Below are 19,664 nucleotides of genomic sequence, written 5' to 3'. Positions count from 1 at the left end.
GTGACTTCAAAAAAAGGGTTAAAGCCCTTTGTTGATTGTTGTTGTTCCGGCTTTGCAGAGCAGGGAGGCCTGCCGAAACTTCAGCGGCCTCTGGTCGCGTTATTAGCCATTTCCAGAGCAGCGTTCATTGCGGCATCTGCCGCTTTTGAAGCATTGTCAGCAGCTTCTTGAGCTTTCGATGCGGATGATTCTTGGTCCTCATAGTATGCCGCGTCTGATGCCGCTACCGATCCAAGGATGAACGCCCCTAAAGAAGCCGATGACGCTAAAAGGAGTGTCACTGCAACGAAGCCATGCAATGATTTGTCTTCGTAGACTTTTGCATCTTCCTCTGCGATGTGCAGCTTTATGCCGATGCGCGACAAGTATCTTTGAGCGACTATTTCGTTCATCAGATATGACATTGCGCCAGTCACTATGGACAGAACGATACCAGCGACAAAATAAGTCGATGATGCTTTAAGCATAACGGGGCCGACGCTCTCATTTGAGAAAAGAGCTACTAGTGCGCCTCCGTTAATCACCAATAGAGAGCCTAACATCCACTTTCCGGCCTCAGCCTGTTTGCTGGCCAGCTTTTCGACGAATAGCTGCGCGATGGCGATCTCGTTATCTGAGACAGTAGGTGCCTGTCCGTTCGGCTCGGCGCTCATGCATCAATGTCCCGAGTTGCTGGATGCAGCCTCAGCAGCTTGGGTCCCACTGGCTATCCGTGCGGGAAGGACAAAGAGGAAGTCGCCCAAGGCCTTGGCAAATTCAATCGACTGACGAGCTTCCTCAATCGTAGCGTGCGGGTCCTCCTCATCAGCAGGGCGCGGCTGATTGGCTTGCAGTCTCACCGCATGCGCCCATTCTCCCATCTCTTTCGTAAGCAGATGGTCCTCAACGGCTTTTTTAATGCGGCCATATACGCTGCCCTCTTTATAGCCCTTATCTTTCAGCATGGCATCAACTGCAGAGCCTGCCAGCATGACAGCGCCATCAGGGGCATGGATCGCATTGATAGCTTGCTGAAGATACGTGGCGGCTTTGTTGGGAAGTGCGTCCGCCGCTTTCTCGTTACCGGCAGGTAGCATCTCGATCGCGGCAAAATGATTAACGTGAAAATAGGCTGTCCAACTTTGATGGCTGGCTGGTCGCGAAAGTTTGGCCTTGAAAGCTACGATGTTGTAACAGCCAGAGCAGCGATAAACCGCCCAGCCTAGACCTGCGCTCTTGCCTCCTCTTAGGTCTACATCTGCGTGGAGAAACTCTAAGGTAGGCTTGTATGCCCCGCACTGTGGGCAGCGTTCCAAATCCGTTAGTGGATCGACCAGACGGATAACATTATTCACTTGTATGATCCCCCGCAAAACCAAGATGGTTGTTCCCGGTGTGTTCGTATAATTATATCGCCTCCTTGGTGCAATCGTCCCGTTCTGACTCAATGTTTTACCGCTCGCTCTTTGAGCTTGCTCCTAGACTCCTCATCATCGACTATGGGGAGTCCAGCGGCTTCAAAGGTGTCCCTTTTCCATGTCCATCTACCCGGATCGTAAGAACGGCGTTCTAACCGGACGCTTTGCGGTGGAGGCTCAGAGGGGCAAGAAGCGGCTCAGGGGGCGCAGGAATACGCTGGCTGAGGCGAAGGAGCTGGAAGCTGAGCTATTTGCCCGCCTGGAGAGTGGCGACACAACAGCCAGGCCCAAGCTATCCCCGGTCGAGATATACGCCAGGGACCATCAGCCCATGACGTTCTCCCAAGCCATCACAAAAGCCAAGGGTCGCCTATGGCACGGCAAGGCAGCGGAGGAGGGCAATTACCAGAAGCTAGGGGCCATCCTGGAGATCGTAGGGGACATGCCCCTGGACGCCATCGCCACGCCCCATGTTGACGATATGATTGAGGAGCTACAGGGGCGTGGGAGGGCGGATGCCACCATCAACCGCTATCGCTCCAGGCGAGGACCTATTCCTCCAGGGTGGGAGGTAGACCATATCTGCCATAATCGCGCCTGTTGTAATCCCGGTCATCTCAGGTGCCTTTCGCGTCTGGATCATCTGAAGGAGACGAATGGGCGCAGAAACGAAGAACGACGCGAGGAAGCCAGGTGCTTTTGGGAAGCCAGCGTATCCGACCTTCGTCCTCATCCTTCCATTCAAACTTGGGGAGCTTCGCCGTCCGATATTCTCGCTCCATGCTCCAGACTAGGAAGCGGCGCAGCGAGGACAGGTAGGGGTTCCGGCTGGCGTCGTCTTTCGTGCCGATTGTCGGGCTGGCGCGGCGCGGGCCTTTGCGATGGCTTGGCTACGCTCATGGGTCATTGGGGGATGCAACATGAGCTTTCCCATGATGAGGAGCGCGACATGATCGACGCTGCCCCTGAGGACGTTGCTAAGGTCATAGGCGTGGCAATTGAGACCGGGATGCGCCGTTCGGAAATCCTGATGCTGGAGGAGAAACAGGTAGCGGCGGAATGGGTCCACCTATGGAAAACGAAAAACGCTGAGCCTCGTTCGGTCCCTATAGGTCCTCAGCGGCGTGAGGACCTTTTGAGCCTCATTCGTGACGGGATGCCCACCAAAGCTCGCTTGCGCCACGAATGGGATAAGGCCAGAGCGTCTATCGGCCTGAAGGGTGACAAGGATTTCGTTTTTCATGCCTGCCGTCACACAAGGGCAACACGATACGTCCAGGCCAACATCAATCTCAGGGTCATTCAAAAGCTCATGGGCCACAAGCGGATCGAAACGACGCTCCGCTATGCCCACGTGAACGACTCCATGCTCTCCGACGCTTTTAAGCTTGCGCAAGCGTTCGATGCTGCTATTTCCGCGCCCGGAGTTTTATCTGGGAGCGCTCAGAGTGTGGGACGTGGGGGCGAGGGAATTGCCTCAATTTACCGCATTCTGGACCGAGAAGAAGGTTACGCGGACCCAAGTAAAACAGCACCGGCGGCCGATGCGGGCGTGGCGAAACTGGTAGACGCGCCAGATTTAGGTTCTGGTATCGCAAGATGTGGGGGTTCGAGTCCCTTCGCCCGCACCAGTGCGCCAGGCCCAAATCATGTCAGGCGCCACCTGAATTCAGCTGAAGAAAGCGTTTGAGAGAAGAGATGCAGACTGTCGAGACGTTGAACGAGGGCCTGAAGCGCGCCTACACCGTGACCATCACGTCGAAGGACATCGACGCCCGCGTCGAAAAGGAAGTGGCCTCGATCGCACCGCAGGTGCGCATGCCCGGCTTCCGCCCTGGAAAGGTTCCCGCCAACCTCGTCAAGAAGATGCACGGCGAGTCGCTGCAGCGGGACGCGCTCAACAATTCGATCCAGGAAAGCATTCAAAAGCTGATCGCCGATAACAAGCTGCGCCCCGCGATGCAGCCATCTGTCGAACTGGATGAAGGCTTCGAGTTCGGCAACGATGCTGAAGTGAAGGTCGAGCTGGAAGTCCTGCCCGAAATCGAGACCCCCAGCATTGAGGGGCTGAAGCTGGAACGTTTGACGGCGGAAGTGGCCGATTCGCAGGTCGATGAAGCCGCCGGTCGCATCGCGACTCAGCAGGGCGCTCTGGAAGAGCATCCCGCCAGCCACAAGGCGAAAGACGGCGATACGCTGACCATTGATTTCGTCGGCAAGGTCGATGGTGAAGCCTTTGAAGGCGGTTCGGCCGAGGACGTGAAGCTGAAGATCGGCTCGGGCCAGTTCATTCCGGGCTTTGAAGAGCAGCTGACCGGCGTGAAGAAGGGCGATGAAAAGACGATCACTGTTACCTTCCCGGAAGATTACGGCGCGGCCCACCTCGCCGGCAAGGAAGCCACCTTTGACGTCACCGTGAAGGCGATCCTGAACGCCGATAAGCCCAAGCTGGACGATGATTTCGCCAAGTCGCTGGGGCTTGAGGGTCTCGACAAGCTCAAGGAGCTGCTGAAAGGCCAGATCGAGCAGGAACATAACGGCCTGACGCGCACCTATATGAAGCGCAAGCTGCTTGATCAGCTCGCCGCCGCCCATGATTTCGACGTGCCGCCGAGCATGGTGGAAGCGGAGTTCAATCAGATCTGGGCACAGCTTCAGCATGAAGCGGGCCATGAGGAAGATCCGGCTGCTGCTCTCGCTGAGATGGAAGCGGAAAAGGAAGATTATCGCGCCATCGCCGTCCGCCGCGTTCGCCTGGGTCTGCTGCTTTCGGAAATCGGTCAGGCTAACGGTGTCACCATTTCGGATCAGGAAATGAGCCGCCTCATCATGCAGGCCGCCCAGCAATATAGCCCGCAGGACCGTGAGCGTTTCGTCCAATATGTCCGCCAGGACCCGATGGCCGCCGCTCAGCTGCGCGCGCCGCTGTATGAGGATAAGGTCGTCGATTTCCTGTTCGACAAGGCTGAAGTCACCGACCGCGCCGTCAGCCGTGAAGAGCTAGAAGCCGCGATCGAGGCGGAAGATGGCGATCTGAAGCCGCACGTTCATGGCCCGGGCTGCGGCCATGATCATCATGATCATGGCGACAAGCCCAAGGCGAAGAAGGCCGCGCCGAAGAAGAAGGCGGCTGAAGCTGAGGAAGCACCTGCTGCCGAAGCTGCTGAAGGAGCGCCCGCCAAAAAGGCTCCAGCAAAGAAGGCTGCTGCCAAGAAGGACGATGCTGTGGCTGCAGAAGCGGACGCCGAGGAAAAGCCCAAGGCGAAGAAGGCTCCTGCCAAGAAGGCCGCTGCCAAGGCTGAATAAGGCCGTCATGGCTTGAACGAACAAGCGCCCGGCTTCATTGGAAGCGCGGGCGCTTTTCCTTTGGTGAGTGGCAGAGGAAATATTAATCTCGGCCGTCCATGCGAGGGCGTTCGGCGGAAGGTGTGGGGCTGATGAAAGAATTTCCGGCGGTGGTGAGCGGGCAGGGCGTCGAAGGCCCGCGCATAGCTGTCATCCTTCCCTGCTATAATGAAGCGGGTGCGATTGTGCAGACGGTGGAGGATTTCCAACGCGCCCTCCCGACAGCCGAGGTTTATGTCTTCGACAATAACAGTACGGACGGCAGTCGCGAATTGGCCGCCAATGCAGGCGCGATCGTCCGCCGCGTAGCGCAGCAGGGGAAGGGCCATGTGGTCCGCCGCATGTTCGCTGATGTGGACGCCGACATTTATGTCATGGCGGATGGAGACGCGACCTATGAGGCCGCAGCGGCGCCGCGCCTTGTCGCTGCCATGCTGGACGACAATTTGGACATGGTCGTCGGCGCCCGCCGGAGCGAGATTGAGGAAGCCTATCGTCGCGGACATCGCTTCGGCAATTGGGCGCTCACTAGCCTGCTCAAACAGCTTTTCGGCCGCAGCTTCACCGACATACTGTCCGGCTACCGCGTCTTTTCCCGCCGGTTCGTGAAGAGCTTCCCCGTCCTCTCTGCGGGTTTTGAGATCGAAACGGAGATTAGCGTTCATGCTCTGGAACTCGCCATGCCGGTGGCTGAGGTTGTCACGGCCTATGGCGCGCGGCCCGAAGGATCGGTGAGCAAGCTTTCTACGTACCGCGACGGTTGGCGTATCCTGCGGACGATCTTCACGCTCTTCCGCATCGAAAAGCCCATTCTCTTCTTCGGCCTGATCGCTGCGTTGCTCGCCGCAGTCGGGCTGGTCCTGGCCACTCCGCTGATCGTTACCTATCTCGATACGGGCCTCGTCCCTCGTTTTCCGACCGCGATCCTGGTGACAGGCCTTATGATCCTGGCTACGCTGTCCGGCATGTGCGGACTGATACTTGATACGGTGGTGCGTGGACGCCGCGAAGTGCGAAGGCTAGCCTATCTCACCTTCCGCGCACCGTCCGACTTTGGACCGCGTAGCTGAAGCTGCATTGGGCTTCACAGGACCCCTTGAACCCGTTCGCTTTTGTGCCGATGTAGAGACCGGGCAAAAATCACCCTGAAAGAGCAAAATGACCGATATCATGTCTGATCCCATGGCCGCGCTGGTTCCTATCGTTATCGAACAGTCGAACCGCGGCGAGCGCAGTTTCGATATTTACTCCCGCTTGCTGCGCGAACGGATCATCTTCATCACCGGCCAGGTCGAAGATCATATGGCGTCGCTGATCGTCGCCCAGCTGTTGTTCCTCGAGTCGGAAAATCCGAAGAAGGACATCTGGATGTACATCAATTCGCCCGGCGGCGTGGTGACGGCCGGTATGGCGATCCACGACACCATGAAATATATCCGTCCGCAGGTCGGCACCGTCTGCATCGGTCAGGCGGCTTCGATGGGCAGCTTCTTGCTGGCTGCGGGTGAACCGGGCAAGCGCATCGCGCTATCCAACGCGCGCATCATGGTGCATCAGCCGTCCGGTGGCGCTCAGGGCATGGCGTCCGACATCGAGATCCAGGCCAAGGAAATCCTTAGGATTCGCCGCCGCCTCAATGACCTCTATGTCAAATATACCGGTAAGTCGCTGGAAGAGGTTGAGCGGGCGATGGATCGCGACACCTTCCTCGAAGCGGACGAAGCAAAGGCGTTCGGTTTGGTGGATGAGGTATTTGATCGTCGTCCGGCAGCTCCCGAGACGGCAGAAGGTTAACATGGATCTTAATCGCGCGCGCCGCTTTCTCCCCTTGTGAAACTGGCGTGCCGCGGTCTAGGATGATCCTAGGACCAGAACATCCCTCGCCAGCGGCGGTTTCCGCGAAGGGCAGGGAGGAAAGATTGGCGAATGACTAAGCTTACAGGCTCTGATTCCAAAAGCACGCTTTATTGCTCCTTCTGCGGGAAGTCGCAGCATGAGGTGCGGAAGCTGATCGCGGGGCCGACCGTGTTCATCTGCGACGAGTGCGTGGAACTGTGCAACGACATCATTCGCGAAGAGACCAAGGGCGGTCTCGTCGGCAAGAAGGATGGCGGCGTGCCGACCCCGCAGGAAATCTGCGATGTGCTGGACGATTATGTGATCGGTCAGAACCGGGCGAAGCGTGTCCTGTCGGTCGCTGTCCACAACCATTACAAGCGCCTCAATCACGGCACCAAGCCGGGCGAGGTGGAGCTGGCCAAGTCGAACATTCTGCTGGTCGGACCGACCGGTTGCGGCAAGACGCTGCTCGCCCAGACGCTGGCCAAGACCTTCGACGTGCCCTTCACCATGGCTGACGCCACCACGCTGACCGAGGCTGGCTATGTGGGTGAGGATGTCGAGAATATCATCCTCAAGTTGCTCCAAGCCTCCGACTATAATGTCGAAAAGGCGCAGCGCGGCATCGTCTACATCGATGAAATCGACAAGATCAGCCGTAAGGCGGAGAATCCGTCGATCACCCGCGATGTGTCGGGCGAGGGCGTGCAGCAGGCGCTGCTGAAGCTGATGGAAGGCACGACCGCTTCGGTTCCCCCGCAGGGCGGCCGCAAGCATCCGCAGCAGGAGTTCCTCCAGGTCGATACGACCAACATCCTGTTCATCTGCGGCGGTGCTTTTGCAGGTCTGGAAAAGATCATTGGCGACCGTCTGGAGGCCAAGTCGATTGGCTTTGGTGCCCATGTCGCTGCACCCGAAGAGCGGAAGACCGGCGAATTGCTGCGTCAGAGCGAGCCGGAAGATTTGCTGAAGTTCGGGCTGATTCCTGAATTTGTCGGCCGTCTGCCGGTCATCGCAACGCTGGAAGACCTCGATGTGACGGCGCTAGTCAAGATCCTGGTCGAACCGAAGAACGCTCTGGTGAAGCAATATGCCAAGCTCTTCGACATGGAAAATGTCGAACTCAGCTTCACCGACGACGCCCTGACTGCGATCGCGAAGAAGGCGATCGAGCGCAAGACGGGCGCGCGCGGTCTGCGCTCGATCCTGGAAGCGATCCTGCTCGATACCATGTTCGACCTGCCGTCAATGGAAGGCGTAGGCGAGGTGGTGGTTGATAAGGATGTCGTCGCCGGAACCAAGGAGCCGATTCGCGTATTCAGCGAAAAAGACAAGCGTGCCGAAGACGCCGCCTAAGTCGGCTCAAGATCGCATGTGAATGGCCCGCCAGGAGTAGTCCAGGCGGGCCTTTTTCTTGAGAGATAAGAGCCGGAATTCGGAGCGGATGGGAAGACCTGCTGAGCGGAGCCTAGTGAAGCCCTGCCTGTCCTTTTAAATGCGTGTTCGAGAGCGGCTTTTGGGCGATCGCACCTCGAAGCCTACAAGACCATCCATAGCGCTTCGCGCTATTTCGCGCCGCGCTGTTATGCGTGTGCGCCGAACTGGCTCAAGGTGCGGCAGTCCGCGATATCACTATTTGATCTAAGCGTGCCAACCTTCCTGCCTGTCCTAAGGGCGACCGGCGGTTTCCTTGATCGCGCGATCACCTGTTGCATCAGTAGCGGAGGCGATTCTGACGATTGTAACGCTCGTCTCTTAAGGGACATGACGCAGTTTCACTTTCAGATCGAAACTGCGTGGCACCATGCTGTAGAGCGCCTGGAAGCAGCCAGGGCCGGCGTGTTTGCCCCGCCAGCACTGATTGCCCATATCCCCGCTGATCTGAGAGCCATGATTGACAGGGTGGACCTTCACTGTTGGGGATGTCACGCGTGGGCGGGCAAGGGCCAGAACCTTCAGATCGGAGCGCGAATGCTCGCTTTAACGTCTGAAACCCGCATCCTCTCCTTCTCGCTGCCGAATTTCCACTTTCGCACCGTTACGCCTACGATATTCGACGGCTGAGAGGCGCTTCTCTGGTGCAATGCGATTATGAAAGGTGGGATCGACCCAGCGGACAGGGTGCAGCAGCCGAAGACTAGCCTTGATCGGGGATCGACGCGCCAAACAGCAGCACCGCCTCACCTGCAGGGGAAAGAGCGATTTCGCCGCCAACGTTCGTCACTAGACTACGGACCATCCAGGCCGCAGCTGTGCGGGAGGCGAGGCCCTCGACGGGAAGCGTGCCTGCAAGCGCTGAGCGCAGGTCCGGGTCGAGCACCAGCTTGGGCCCTTCCGCTCGCACCACGATCTCCGTCACCCCCGGCCGCTTTTCTGCGCCGATATCCAATTGGCCGCCGCGCACCAGTGCGTCGCCAGCGATCAGGGCGAGATTCAGCAGGACCTTGACAGGCAACTTGTCGAGCATGTCATCCTCGACAAGCCAGCCTATCTTCACCCTGCCTGATTGGGCGAACATGCCTTCGATCGCCACACGGGCTTCGTGCGTGGGAACGGCATCGCCAAAACCGCCCGCCGAACCGAAAGCCAAGCGGAAGAATTTAAGCTTGTTGGCCGAAGTCTTGGCGCTATCGCCCAGTAGGTCGAGGCAGCGCTGGCGCATTTCCGGATCGGTCTCATCCGCCATAAGCTCCAGCCCGTTGTTGAGCGCGCCCACGGGGCTCAACAGATCGTGACAGAGACGTGAACAGAGCAGGCTGGCAAATTCGATGCTGTCGGTCGGATTGGTCATGAAGGATGCTGCCGCCGGTGAAAACTGGAAGGATGACAGGCTAATGCGCTGCCCGGCTGGATGATGCAACCCCGGCCTGCCGCCTTTGCCTCACATGATATCGAGCAAGCCGCGGATGAAGCTCGCCCCGCCGCCTTGGCCAGCGGCCGCAATCCATAGGCGCGCTTCACCCCGACCGATGATGAGCCAGAGGCTGCCATCGGGCGCGGCGCTGGCCGCATCCGTGGCGGAAGGCTCGGCAAGGCCGCAGGGATGAGAATGATAATGGCCGAGAATAGTGGGCCCGCCGGCGCGGGTAGCCTTGTGCGCGGCGAGGAGAGTCGCGGGGTCCAACTCGAAATGCCGCGCGGGATCAGCAGCGACATTGAGGGCTGGACGGATTTCCTTGATACGACCGAGCTCGCCGAGGAGCAGTCCGCAAACTTCTCTATCGTCCGCTGCCGCAAAGGACATGATTTGTTCCAGCAGCGACCTTGAAATTCCGACCTTCATTCCTACATGCTTACTCAATGGGTTCGGGGGATTCCATCATCGAAACGACGATCGGCGCAGCGCAGCATGGGCTTCGGCTCGACAAGGCGTTGGCCGATCTGCTGCCGGAGCTTTCGCGCGAGCGGTTGAAGAGCCTGATTGTCGAAGGTCAGGTGACGGCACAGGGCCGCGCACTCAATCCGTCGATGAAGGTAGCGGCTGGACAGGCTTTCGCTATCGCGCTGCCCCCGCCAGTCAAAGCCGAAGCCATCGCACAAGACATTCCGCTCAATATTGTGCATGAAGATGCCGACCTGATCATAGTGGACAAGCCCGCTGGGCTGGTCGTGCATCCGGCGGCGGGCAACCTGGACGGTACGCTGGTCAACGCCCTGCTGCATCACTGCCGAGGGCAGCTATCCGGGATCGGCGGCGTAGCGCGTCCTGGCATCGTCCATCGCATCGACAAGGATACTTCCGGCCTTTTGGTCGTTGCTAAATCGGATAAGGCTCATGAGGGCCTTGCGCAGCAGTTCAAGACGCACAGCATCGATCGCCTCTATTCTGCGATTGTCTTTGGCATACCACAGCCCGCTGCCGGGACGATCGATACATGGATCGGCCGTTCGGACGCCGATCGCAAGAGGATGGCCGTGCATCGCGAAGGGCGTGGCAAGCATGCTGTGACCCATTATCGTGTGCTGGAGCGGCTTCGTGGAGCAGCGTTGGTCGAATGCAGGCTGGAAACCGGGCGGACACACCAGGTTCGCGTGCATATGGCGCATCTGGGACACCCCTTGATTGGCGACCCGGTTTACGGTAGAGACAGAAAAGGTTTCAAATCAATACTGGAAACGCTGGGTTTCAAAAGGCAGGCATTGCACGCGAAACGGCTGGGGTTCATACATCCGGTAACGGGGCAAAAACTCAGCTTTGACAGTGCACTGCCTACCGACATGCAGGAACTGTTAAGCGAGCTTCTCGTATAGGTTTTGACAAGTTTGCGACGGTGCATCGGACGCCTCTTCTGGGTCCCGCCGCGCATGAAAGGAAGGGTGAAGCGACATGGCTGATAAAAGCAATGTCCCCGCGGTGCCGACGCTGGGCGGTGAAGCCAGCCTCAACCGCTATCTATCGGAAATCCGCAAGTTTCCGATTCTGGCTCCCGAGCAGGAATATATGCTCGCCAAGCGTTATGCTGAACATCAGGATCCCGAGGCGGCTGCGCAGCTGGTGACGTCGCACCTGCGATTGGTGGCAAAGATCGCCATGGGCTATCGCGGTTACGGCCTGCCGGTGAGCGAATTGATCAGCGAAGGCAATATCGGCCTGATGCAGGGTGTAAAGAAGTTCGAGCCCGATCGTGGCTTCCGCCTAGCGACCTACGCCATGTGGTGGATTCGTGCGTCCATCCAGGAATTCATCCTCCGTAGCTGGAGCCTTGTGAAGATGGGCACCACCGCGGCGCAGAAGAAGTTATTCTTCAACCTTCGCCGGATGAAGAATAACATCGAAGCGTTCGAGGACGGTGACCTGCATCCCGATGACGTCAAGAAGATCGCGACCGATCTGGGCGTGACCGAGGAAGACGTTATCTCCATGAACCGCCGCATGGCGATGGGCGGAGATACCTCGCTCAACGTTCCGATGCGTGAAGATGGCGAAGGTCAATGGCAGGATTGGCTGGCCGACACCGATCCGTTGCAGGACGAGCGCGTTGCGGACGAGCAGGAAAAGACTCTGCGTCACGACATGCTGGTCGAGGCAATGGACGACCTCAATGACCGGGAAAAGCACATCCTGGCCGAGCGGCGCTTGGCTGAAGAGCCCAAGACGCTGGAGGAACTATCCCAGGTCTATGGCGTCTCGCGCGAACGCGTGCGCCAAATCGAGGTGCGGGCCTTTGAGAAGTTGCAGAAGGCGATGATGCGCATAGCTGGCGACCGGATCGGCAAGATACGTTTGGCTTTGGCCTGATCATCCTAATGTGAAATGAAGGAGCCCCGGAATGATCCGGGGCTTTTTTCTCGGTTCTATTTGTAGGCGATGGCAGCACTTGCCGGGCCGACCAGCGGCATGATCTCACAACGGGAAAAGCCTGCCTCAAGGCACCATTGGCTGAAATCGGCGCCGGTGAAGTCAAATGCTTCGCCGAATTCGATCAGCATGTTGAGCGACATCAGCAGCCCGAAGACATTCTGCCGCCGGTCGTCATCGATGATATTTTCGATCGCTACGAAGGCGCCGCCATCCGGTAGCGCGCGATACGCCTTCGCGATGAGCATCTTCTTCGCGTCGAGATTCCAGTCGTGCAGGATCATGCCTTGGTAATGATGTCTGCGTTGGGAAATTCATCGTCGAAGAAGTCTATCGATCCTGCTTTGACCCGTTCACCCAATCCGGCTTCGCTGATGCGCCGCTCTGCAATGGGCTGAACGACGGGCAGGTCGTAGGAGGCGCAGCGCATATGGGGCTGATGCCCCGCGACGAAGCAGGAAAGTTGCGCCGTCGCCCCGCCTATATCGACAAGCGTGCGATAGGGGCTGAAGTCGAATTTTTGCGCGAAGGTTTCGAAGTTCGCCATCGAGACGCCGCTCATGGCATCCATAAACTGTTCGAGCCGTGCGGGCTCGGCATAGAGAGTGTCGAACATCGACCGGCCAGCCAGTTTGATCTCATTCTGGGGCCTCCCGGTCTTTAGCGCGGTGGTGAGGTCCGCCCAAAAGCGGAAAAGGCGGCCTGCAGCCATCTCAAGGATGCCGCCGATATATTCCGGACTTCTCCGGTCAAGAAAGGCTGCGGTTGCCAGCGTATTGGCATAAACCCCTTCCGGGCCATCGCCCTCACGGTCAAGCAGCCCAAGCGAGACCAGGGCATCAAGGAAATCATAGGTCGCGCGTGGGTGCAGACCTAACGCCTGCTCCAACTGGACCCCCGTCTTCGGGCCTTCAGCGAGTTCCGTGAACAGGCCAAGTTCGACCGCGCTGAGCAATGTTCTGGAGGCCCAGAACCCCATGCCGATTTGCAGAATGTAGGCGGGTGAAATATCGGACCGCATAAACTCTCCTCTGCATCAAGCAGGCATTTGGCGAGGCAGCAGCGACCCTTTTCAAGCAGCATAGCACGGATGCTCTCTGACGCGTACGTCAATGAGGGATGAGCCACTTGCATTGTGCCGCTTGAACGCACGCGCGATCGCGTTACGACGGGCGCATGAGTCCTTCCTCTGCCGCTCCCCGCCGCCGTTCCGGTTGGATTTCCATCATTTTCAAGGTCATCGGCGGCTTTATCGCGCTGTCGCTGCTCTTCGCGCTGATATATCGCTTTGTGCCGCCACCGGTGACGTTGACCATGCTGTTCGATCCGAATGGCATCACCAAGGACTGGGTCAGCCTGGACGAGATTGATCCCGACATGGCGCGAGCAGCGATCGCGGCCGAGGACAGCCGCTTTTGCAGCCACCATGGTTTCGACGCGGTCGCAATCGCTCAGGCGATGCGCCATAATGCCAGCGGCGGGCGCATCCGCGGCGGATCGACTATCAGTCAGCAGACAGCGAAAAATGTCTTCCTGTTCCAAGGTGGCGGCTTCATTCGAAAGGGTTTTGAGGCCTGGTTCACGATGCTGATCGAAGCAATATGGGGCAAGCGGCGGATCATGGAAGTGTATCTGAACGTCGCGGAGACCGGCATCGGCACCTATGGGGTGCAGGCGGGAGCGATGCGCTATTTTCATCATGGCGCGGGCCAACTCACCCGAGCGGAGGCAGCGAAGATCGCCGCGGTGCTGCCGTTGCCCAAGAAGCGCGCTGCAATTGCGCCCACGGGATTTACCCGGCGCTACGGGAACAGCATCACCAGCCGGATTGGTATTGTGCAGCGGGATGGGTTGGATAGCTGTCTGCGGTGAGGCAGGGCGAAGCGGGCGTGGATTTCGCTCGTAGCCTTTCCCGTTCAGCGGAGGAGCTTGGGATGGGCAAGCGGAGTTAGCTTCTCTTCGGTTCGCTGACACGGTGACTCACCCCCGTCTTCAGGTTCTGGCCGCGTCCAGCCATTCTCCCTCTATAGGGCGAGGGAGAGGCGGATGCCCTTTCGCAATTGTGCTTTTCTTTGCGGGCTGTACCGCCGCTCGGTACCCTCTCTTCCGAACGGAAGAGGAGTAGACAATAGTAGCGAACTGGGGACGCTCAGACCGCTTTAGGAGAGCAGGAAAAAGGCCCAGCCGCTTTCGCGACCGGGCCCTTGTTTCTTGCAGTTCCTGAACGAAATCAGGCGCTGTAGTACATGTCGAATTCGACCGGCGAGGGAGCCATTTCCCAACGGTACACTTCCGGCCACTTCAGTTCGATATAGGCTTCGATCTGATCCTTGGTGAACACGTCGCCCTTCAGCAGGAAGTCGTGGTCGGCGGCCAGCGAGTCGAGTGCCTCACGCAGCGAAGCGCACACGGTCGGCACCTGGCTCAGTTCTTCCGGCGGCAGGTCGTACAGGTTCTTGTCCATCGCGGCGCCCGGATGGATCTTGTTCTCGATGCCGTCGAGACCTGCCATCAGCAGGGCCGAGTAGCAAAGATAGGGGTTGGCCATCGCGTCGGGGAAGCGGAATTCCACCCGCTTCGCCTTGGCGCCGGCGCCGTACGGGATGCGGCAGGATGCCGAACGGTTACGAGCCGAATAGGCCAGCAGAACCGGCGCTTCGAAGCCCGGCACCAGACGCTTGTAGCTGTTGGTGGTCGGGTTGGTAAAGGCGTTCAGGGCCTTGGCGTGCTTGATGACGCCGCCAATGAAGTAGAGGCAGGTGTCGGACAGACCGGCATAGCCTTCGCCCGCGAAGAGCGGCTTGCCGCCTTCCCAGATCGACATGTGGGTGTGCATGCCCGAACCATTGTCCTGCGCGATCGGCTTCGGCATGAAGGTCGCAGTCTTGCCATAGGCCTGGGCGACGTTCCACACGACATACTTGTAGATCTGCATGCGGTCGGCGGTCTGGACCAGCGTGCCGAACGTCAGGCCGAGTTCGTGCTGGGCAGCGGCGACTTCATGGTGATGCTTGTCGCAGGGCAGGCCCATTTCGAGCATGGTCGAAACCATTTCGGCGCGGATGTCGGTGGCCGGATCGACTGGAGCGACGGGGAAATAGCCGCCCTTTGCGCGCGGACGGTGACCAAGGTTACCACCTTCATATTCCTTGCCGGTATTGGTCGGCAGTTCGATATCGTCGATCTTGAAGTAGCTCTGCGAATAGTCATTCTCAAAGCGGACGTCGTCGAACATGAAGAATTCGGCTTCGGGGCCGACATAGACGGTGTCGCCAAAACCAGCCGATTTAACAAAGGCTTCCGCGCGCTTCGCGGTCGAACGCGGATCGCGGCTGTAGAGTTCGCCGGTGTCGGGTTCGACGATGTCGCAGAAGAGGATCAGCATCGGGGTCGCGCTGAACGGATCGACATAGACGGCGTCCAGGTCGGGTTTCAGGATCATGTCCGATTCGTTGATCGTCTTCCAACCTTCGATCGACGAGCCGTCGAACATCAGGCCCTGGGTCAGTTCATCCTCGCCCAGCACCGAAGCGACCATGGTCAGGTGCTGCCACTTGCCCTTGGGATCGGTGAAGCGGACATCGACCCATTCGATCTCCTTTTCTTCGATCATCTTCAGGATGTCTTTTGGCGTGTTAGCCATGTGAACTTGCCCTTCTCTCAAAAATACCCCCCCGAAGGGGTAGTGGATGTTGCAATACGCCGGCCTCTTGCGAAGCCGCCGGAAAACGGAGTGTCGCGTTTTTAGATGGCGTCGCTGTCGCGCTCGCCGGTGCGGATGCGCACCGCGCCTTCGATCGCGGTGATGAAGATCTTGCCGTCACCGATCCGTCCCGTCTGCGCCGCGGCGGAGATCGCCTCCACCACGCGGTCAGCTAGCGAGTCATCGACGACGACCTCCAGCTTCACCTTGGGCAAGAAGTCGACGACATATTCAGCGCCCCGATAGAGTTCGGTGTGCCCTTTCTGGCGCCCAAATCCCTTCGCTTCGGTGACGGTGATGCCGGACACGCCTACCTCGTGCAGGGCTTCCTTCACTTCGTCGAGCTTGAACGGCTTGATGATCGCTTCGATCTTTTTCATCACTTTAATCCCAACCCACGCGCGCGCTTTATGACGGGATGCCCCGCCGTCCAGTCCTTCGTTCCAGCGACGATCATCATGCCCCCCGAGACATGCGCCGTCCCTTGCGACAATCAATTACCGTGCCAATTGGCGAATCGCTAAGTCCCGCTTTCGGCGATGCGGCAATCTTTGTCCATATTGCCCGAAATCATGGCAAGATAATCACATGGTGCCTGTTTTTTGGGCAGCTTGACGCCCGTTCAATAGGGCGGCGCATCCAACCCGGCAGGGCTCTTTGTGAAGATTTCGCAGCCCGTTTCTGTGATACCGATACTATGTTCGAACTGCGCCGAGAGAGTGCGGTCGCGGGTAACGGCGGTCCAGCCATCCTCCATCATCTTCACACCGGGCTTGCCGATGTTGATCATTGGTTCGATGGTAAAGAACATGCCCGGGCGCAGCTCTGGGCCGGTGCCGGGGCGACCGACATGGACGACCTCCGGGCTGTCATGGAACACGCGCCCCAGCCCATGGCCGCAGAAATCGCGTACCACTCCATAGCGATGCTTCTCCGCATGCTTCTGGATCGCGTAGCCGATGTCGCCCAGATGGTTGCCTGGCTTAGCCTGCTCGATGCCCAGCATCAGGCATTCGTAAGTCACCTCCACCAGCCGCCGCGCCTTGATGCTGGTCTCGCCGACAATGAACATCCGGCTTGTATCGCCATGCCAGCCATCGACCAGCGGCGTCACATCGATGTTCAGGATATCGCCTTCCTTCAGCTTCTGTTCGCCCGGAATTCCATGGCAGATGACATTGTTGAGCGAGATACAGCAGCTGTGCGTATAGCCGCGATAACCCAGAGTGGCGGGCACCCCGCCGCCGTCCAGCGTCATGCGGCGGACGATATCGTCCAGCTCGCTGGTGGCCACGCCGGGCATCACATGGGGAACCAGCGCATCTAATATTTCGGCAGCTAGCCGCCCGGCCTTACGCATGCCCTCAAAACCTGCCGTGTCATAGAGCTTGATCGCCGTCGATCGGGAAATCGGCGCGTCCGCCGTCATCGTCATATATTCGGTCATACAAGTGATTATAAGCGGCCGAACCGGATATTGCGAGGCCCCGTTCGCACCGGGCTAGGCAGCAGGACATGCAGAGGCTATGGCCAGCCTCATGCCAGCACCCGAACGCATCTGGACAGCCGCGCTGATCGTTATTGGAGACGAAATTCTGTCCGGCCGCACGCAGGACAAGAATGTCTCCCAGATCGCCTCCTGGCTCAACGTGCAGGGCATCCGCCTGCGCGAGGTCCGCGTGGTTGCCGACGACAGTGATGCGATTGTCGAAGCCGTGAACACGCTGCGGGTGCGCTATGATTATCTGTTCACGACCGGAGGCATTGGCCCGACCCATGACGACATCACCGTCGATGCGATCGCCCGGGCACTGGAGGTGGATGTGGAAATCCATCCTCAAGCGCGCGCCATGCTGCAGGGCTATTATGAGACACGCGGTGGCCTAACCGACGCCCGCTTGCGTATGGCACGAGTGCCCGCCGGCTCCAGCCTGATCGAAAATCGCATGTCGGGCGCGCCTGGCATCCGCCACGGCAATATCTTCATCATGGCCGGGGTCCCGCATATCACGGCAGGCATGCTCGATACGCTGACCGGCACGCTAGAGGGCGGCCAGCCGGTGCTTTCGGCGCAGATCGGCTGCTGGGTCGCGGAAAGCGAGATAGCGGACCTCCTTGCGGCTACCGAACGCGCGCATGAAGGCTGTCAGATCGGCAGCTATCCCTTTTTTCGTGAAGGGCGGACAGGCGCGAATTTCGTCATCCGCTCAACGGATGCAGCTGAACTCGACCGTTGCGTCGCTGACCTTAGCGCTGGGCTGGAGCAGGGGGGATGGCCGGTGGTCGCTGGCGGGATTTAGGCGCTTCCAAATCCGCTCGGGCGAAGCTGGCATTTCTTGATTAATCGTCCAGTCGGGAGTTCCTGCTACCGCTGGTGACGAGTTCCGTGGTCTTCCGTCGTCACTCACCAGCGGCTCTGTAAGTCCCTGATCCGCGTCCATATGTGGTGCGAGAGCGGTAGGCCGTGTTGCATGAGGAGCATGGGGCGCGCTATGCTGCGCTGCATCAATTGCTGGCTAAAACAGCATGGGTCGTTGGGCTTCAAACCCGAGCCCGGTCAATGGCGAATGGCTGAGCCGAGTTCTTCCGCAATTCTGCGGGCGGCTTCGTGCGTCCTGCTTCGACGGACCGGTTTCCAGGGATGTGCCGCTTTTTAGAAGGAGAATAGGTGATGCGGATCGTGATGACCGGATCGGGCTATGTCGGACTGGTGTCTGGCGCATGCCTTGCGGACTTTGGCCATGATGTCATTTGCGTAGACAAGGATGCATCGAAGATCGCCGTTCTTCGCGACGGCGGAGTGCCGATCTATGAGCCTGGCTTAGCAGACCTGATAGCGCGCAATGTAAAGGGAGGCCGGCTGACCTTCACAACCGACCTCGCCGCGTCGGTGGCGCAAGCTGACGTCGTATTCATCGCGGTAGGTACGCCTGCCCGCCGGGGCGATGGGCATGCTGATCTCAGCTATGTCTATGATGCTGCGCGGGAGATCGCATCGGCGCTAAACGGCTTTACTGTCGTCGTGACCAAATCCACTGTTCCGGTCGGCACTGGGGACGAGGTTGACCGCATCATCCGGGAAACCAATCCCTCGGCTCAGTTTGCCGTCGCTTCTAATCCGGAATTTTTGCGGGAAGGTGCGGCAATCCAGGACTTCAAGCGTCCAGACCGGATCGTCATCGGCATAGAGGATGATCGGGCTCGTCCCGCGATGGAAGAAGTCTATCGCCCGCTCTATCTCAATCAGGCGCCGATTCAGTTCACCGGCCGTCGCACGAGCGAGTTGATCAAATATGCCGCGAATGCCTTCCTGGCGATGAAGATCACTTACATCAACGAAATCGCCGAGTTGTGCGAACATGTCGGAGCTGACGTGCAGCAGGTTGCTCGCGGGATCGGTCTCGACAACCGGATCGGCAGCAAGTTCCTGCACGCCGGTCCCGGTTATGGTGGTTCCTGCTTTCCCAAGGACACACTGGCGCTGGTTAAGACGGCGGAGGATGCAGGCGCGCCGATCCGCCTTATCGAAACTACTGTCGCCATCAACGAAAGCCGCAAGCGCGCAATGGCCCGCAAGGTCGTGGCGGTATGCAACGGTTCGGTCCGTGGCAAGAGCATCGCGGTGCTAGGTCTTACCTTCAAACCAAACACGGACGACATGCGCGATGCGCCGTCGCTCTCGATTATACAGGCCCTCCAGGACGCGGGCGCGCAGGTGCGTGCTTATGATCCCGAAGGGATGGATGCCGCGCGGACGATGCTGCACGACGTGGAATTTTGCGCCAACCCCTACGCTGCCGCTGAAGGAACAGCAGCTGTAGTGATCGTGACGGAATGGGACGCGCTGCGGGCGCTCGACTTACCGCGTTTGCGATCCGTGATGAGCGGCGATGGCTTGGTTGACCTGCGCAACATTTACCGTTGCGAAGATGCTGAGGCCGCCGGTTTCGCTTATGTCAGCGTTGGTCGCGGCGCGACCCCAGAGCCTGAACCATTGATCCAGGCGGCGGAATAATCCTTGGCAGCGGCTCATCGCAAATGCTGCGGCTTTGCGGTGAGCCGTGCTTGACCGGAAGATTTT

19 protein-coding genes, 1 tRNA gene and 1 pseudogene are annotated in these 19,664 nt (G+C 58.9%); 12 read left to right on the top strand and 9 right to left on the bottom strand.

From position 1 onward, the window contains the following. Positions 1–80: 80 nt before the first annotated feature. Both ACZ5Y5_RS05340 and ACZ5Y5_RS05335 read right to left on the bottom strand, forming a co-directional pair. On the bottom strand, positions 81–653 hold the full coding sequence (locus tag ACZ5Y5_RS05340) for a hypothetical protein (RefSeq protein WP_464810145.1): 573 nt from the start codon (positions 651–653) through the stop codon (positions 81–83). A 3-nt stretch (positions 654–656) separates the two neighbouring features. Further along, positions 657–1,334: a DUF4145 domain-containing protein gene (locus ACZ5Y5_RS05335; RefSeq protein WP_464810144.1), complete on the bottom strand. Its 678-nt coding sequence runs from the start codon at positions 1,332–1,334 to the stop codon at positions 657–659. 181 nt (positions 1,335–1,515) lie between these two features. Here ACZ5Y5_RS05335 and ACZ5Y5_RS05330 point away from each other — a divergent pair. The 7 genes and pseudogenes from ACZ5Y5_RS05330 to ACZ5Y5_RS05300 all read left to right on the top strand — a co-directional run. Then, positions 1,516–2,748, top strand: a pseudogene (locus tag ACZ5Y5_RS05330) (tyrosine-type recombinase/integrase); the annotation flags it as partial. Between the two features lie 195 nt (positions 2,749–2,943). Then, positions 2,944–3,028, top strand: a tRNA-Leu gene (locus ACZ5Y5_RS05325). Positions 3,029–3,095: 67 nt separating this feature from the next. Further along, positions 3,096–4,703: a trigger factor gene (tig, locus tag ACZ5Y5_RS05320; protein WP_464810143.1), complete on the top strand. Its 1,608-nt coding sequence runs from the start codon at positions 3,096–3,098 to the stop codon at positions 4,701–4,703. 131 nt (positions 4,704–4,834) lie between these two features. Beyond that, the gene (locus tag ACZ5Y5_RS05315; protein ID WP_464810142.1) at positions 4,835–5,812 is read left to right on the top strand and encodes a glycosyltransferase family 2 protein; all 978 of its coding nucleotides are present in this window, start codon (positions 4,835–4,837) and stop codon (positions 5,810–5,812) included. An 88-nt stretch (positions 5,813–5,900) separates the two neighbouring features. After that, positions 5,901–6,536, top strand: a complete 636-nt coding sequence (clpP, locus tag ACZ5Y5_RS05310) for an ATP-dependent Clp endopeptidase proteolytic subunit ClpP (RefSeq protein ID WP_464810141.1) — start codon at positions 5,901–5,903, stop codon at positions 6,534–6,536. A gap of 132 nt (positions 6,537–6,668) precedes the next feature. Continuing rightward, complete coding sequence (clpX, locus tag ACZ5Y5_RS05305) at positions 6,669–7,937, top strand: ATP-dependent Clp protease ATP-binding subunit ClpX (protein ID WP_464810140.1); 1,269 nt, start codon at positions 6,669–6,671, stop codon at positions 7,935–7,937. Between the two features lie 255 nt (positions 7,938–8,192). Further along, on the top strand, positions 8,193–8,645 hold the full coding sequence (locus ACZ5Y5_RS05300) for a DUF1993 family protein (RefSeq protein WP_464810139.1): 453 nt from the start codon (positions 8,193–8,195) through the stop codon (positions 8,643–8,645). A gap of 73 nt (positions 8,646–8,718) precedes the next feature. Here the strand turns inward: ACZ5Y5_RS05300 and ACZ5Y5_RS05295 are convergent, their stop codons facing one another. Both ACZ5Y5_RS05295 and ACZ5Y5_RS05290 read right to left on the bottom strand, forming a co-directional pair. After that, positions 8,719–9,372, bottom strand: coding sequence for a histidine phosphotransferase family protein (locus ACZ5Y5_RS05295; protein WP_464810138.1), 654 nt, complete (start codon positions 9,370–9,372; stop codon positions 8,719–8,721). A gap of 90 nt (positions 9,373–9,462) precedes the next feature. Then, on the bottom strand, positions 9,463–9,864 hold the full coding sequence (locus tag ACZ5Y5_RS05290) for a M67 family metallopeptidase (protein WP_464810137.1): 402 nt from the start codon (positions 9,862–9,864) through the stop codon (positions 9,463–9,465). 17 nt (positions 9,865–9,881) lie between these two features. On the opposite strand from ACZ5Y5_RS05290, the gene ACZ5Y5_RS05285 reads away from it, so the two are divergent. Next, entirely contained in the window at positions 9,882–10,832 is a 951-nt protein-coding gene (locus ACZ5Y5_RS05285; RefSeq protein ID WP_464810136.1) for an RluA family pseudouridine synthase, read from the top strand. A 76-nt stretch (positions 10,833–10,908) separates the two neighbouring features. Further along, positions 10,909–11,820, top strand: coding sequence for an RNA polymerase sigma factor RpoH (gene rpoH / locus ACZ5Y5_RS05280; protein WP_464810135.1), 912 nt, complete (start codon positions 10,909–10,911; stop codon positions 11,818–11,820). A 56-nt stretch (positions 11,821–11,876) separates the two neighbouring features. Here rpoH and ACZ5Y5_RS05275 read toward each other — a convergent pair whose 3' ends face one another. Then, positions 11,877–12,164 carry a methyltransferase gene (locus ACZ5Y5_RS05275; RefSeq protein ID WP_464810134.1) on the bottom strand — a complete coding sequence of 96 codons (288 nt, stop codon included), beginning with the start codon at positions 12,162–12,164 and terminating at the stop codon, positions 11,877–11,879. Further along, complete coding sequence (locus tag ACZ5Y5_RS05270) at positions 12,161–12,901, bottom strand: methyltransferase (protein ID WP_464810133.1); 741 nt, start codon at positions 12,899–12,901, stop codon at positions 12,161–12,163. Before ACZ5Y5_RS05270 ends, ACZ5Y5_RS05275 begins: the two co-directional genes overlap by 4 nt. Before the next feature lie 155 nt (positions 12,902–13,056). Here ACZ5Y5_RS05270 and mtgA point away from each other — a divergent pair, with 155 nt between their 5' ends. After that, on the top strand, positions 13,057–13,752 hold the full coding sequence (mtgA, locus tag ACZ5Y5_RS05265) for a monofunctional biosynthetic peptidoglycan transglycosylase (RefSeq protein ID WP_464810132.1): 696 nt from the start codon (positions 13,057–13,059) through the stop codon (positions 13,750–13,752). Between the two features lie 358 nt (positions 13,753–14,110). On the opposite strand, the gene glnA is transcribed toward mtgA, so the two are convergent. From glnA to map, 3 genes are all read right to left on the bottom strand, one after another. Beyond that, complete coding sequence (gene glnA, locus ACZ5Y5_RS05260; protein WP_464810131.1) at positions 14,111–15,523, bottom strand: type I glutamate--ammonia ligase; 1,413 nt, start codon at positions 15,521–15,523, stop codon at positions 14,111–14,113. A 101-nt stretch (positions 15,524–15,624) separates the two neighbouring features. Beyond that, a complete protein-coding gene (locus tag ACZ5Y5_RS05255) occupies positions 15,625–15,963 on the bottom strand; it encodes a P-II family nitrogen regulator (RefSeq protein WP_464810130.1) in 339 nt (112 codons plus the stop codon). Between the two features lie 242 nt (positions 15,964–16,205). Then, entirely contained in the window at positions 16,206–17,030 is an 825-nt protein-coding gene (gene map, locus ACZ5Y5_RS05250) for a type I methionyl aminopeptidase (protein WP_464810129.1), read from the bottom strand. Between the two features lie 91 nt (positions 17,031–17,121). On the opposite strand from map, the gene ACZ5Y5_RS05245 reads away from it, so the two are divergent. Beyond that, positions 17,122–17,883, top strand: a complete 762-nt coding sequence (locus tag ACZ5Y5_RS05245) for a competence/damage-inducible protein A (RefSeq protein WP_464810474.1) — start codon at positions 17,122–17,124, stop codon at positions 17,881–17,883. Positions 17,884–18,254: 371 nt separating this feature from the next. Next, the gene (locus ACZ5Y5_RS05240) at positions 18,255–19,598 is read left to right on the top strand and encodes a UDP-glucose dehydrogenase family protein (protein ID WP_464810128.1); all 1,344 of its coding nucleotides are present in this window, start codon (positions 18,255–18,257) and stop codon (positions 19,596–19,598) included. Positions 19,599–19,664 lie beyond the last annotated feature (66 nt).

The sequence above is a fragment of the Sphingobium sp. TomTYG65 genome, from assembly GCF_055395525.1.
Note: the sequence above shows the minus strand (reverse complement) of the source record. Positions and strands in the feature narration are given on the sequence as shown.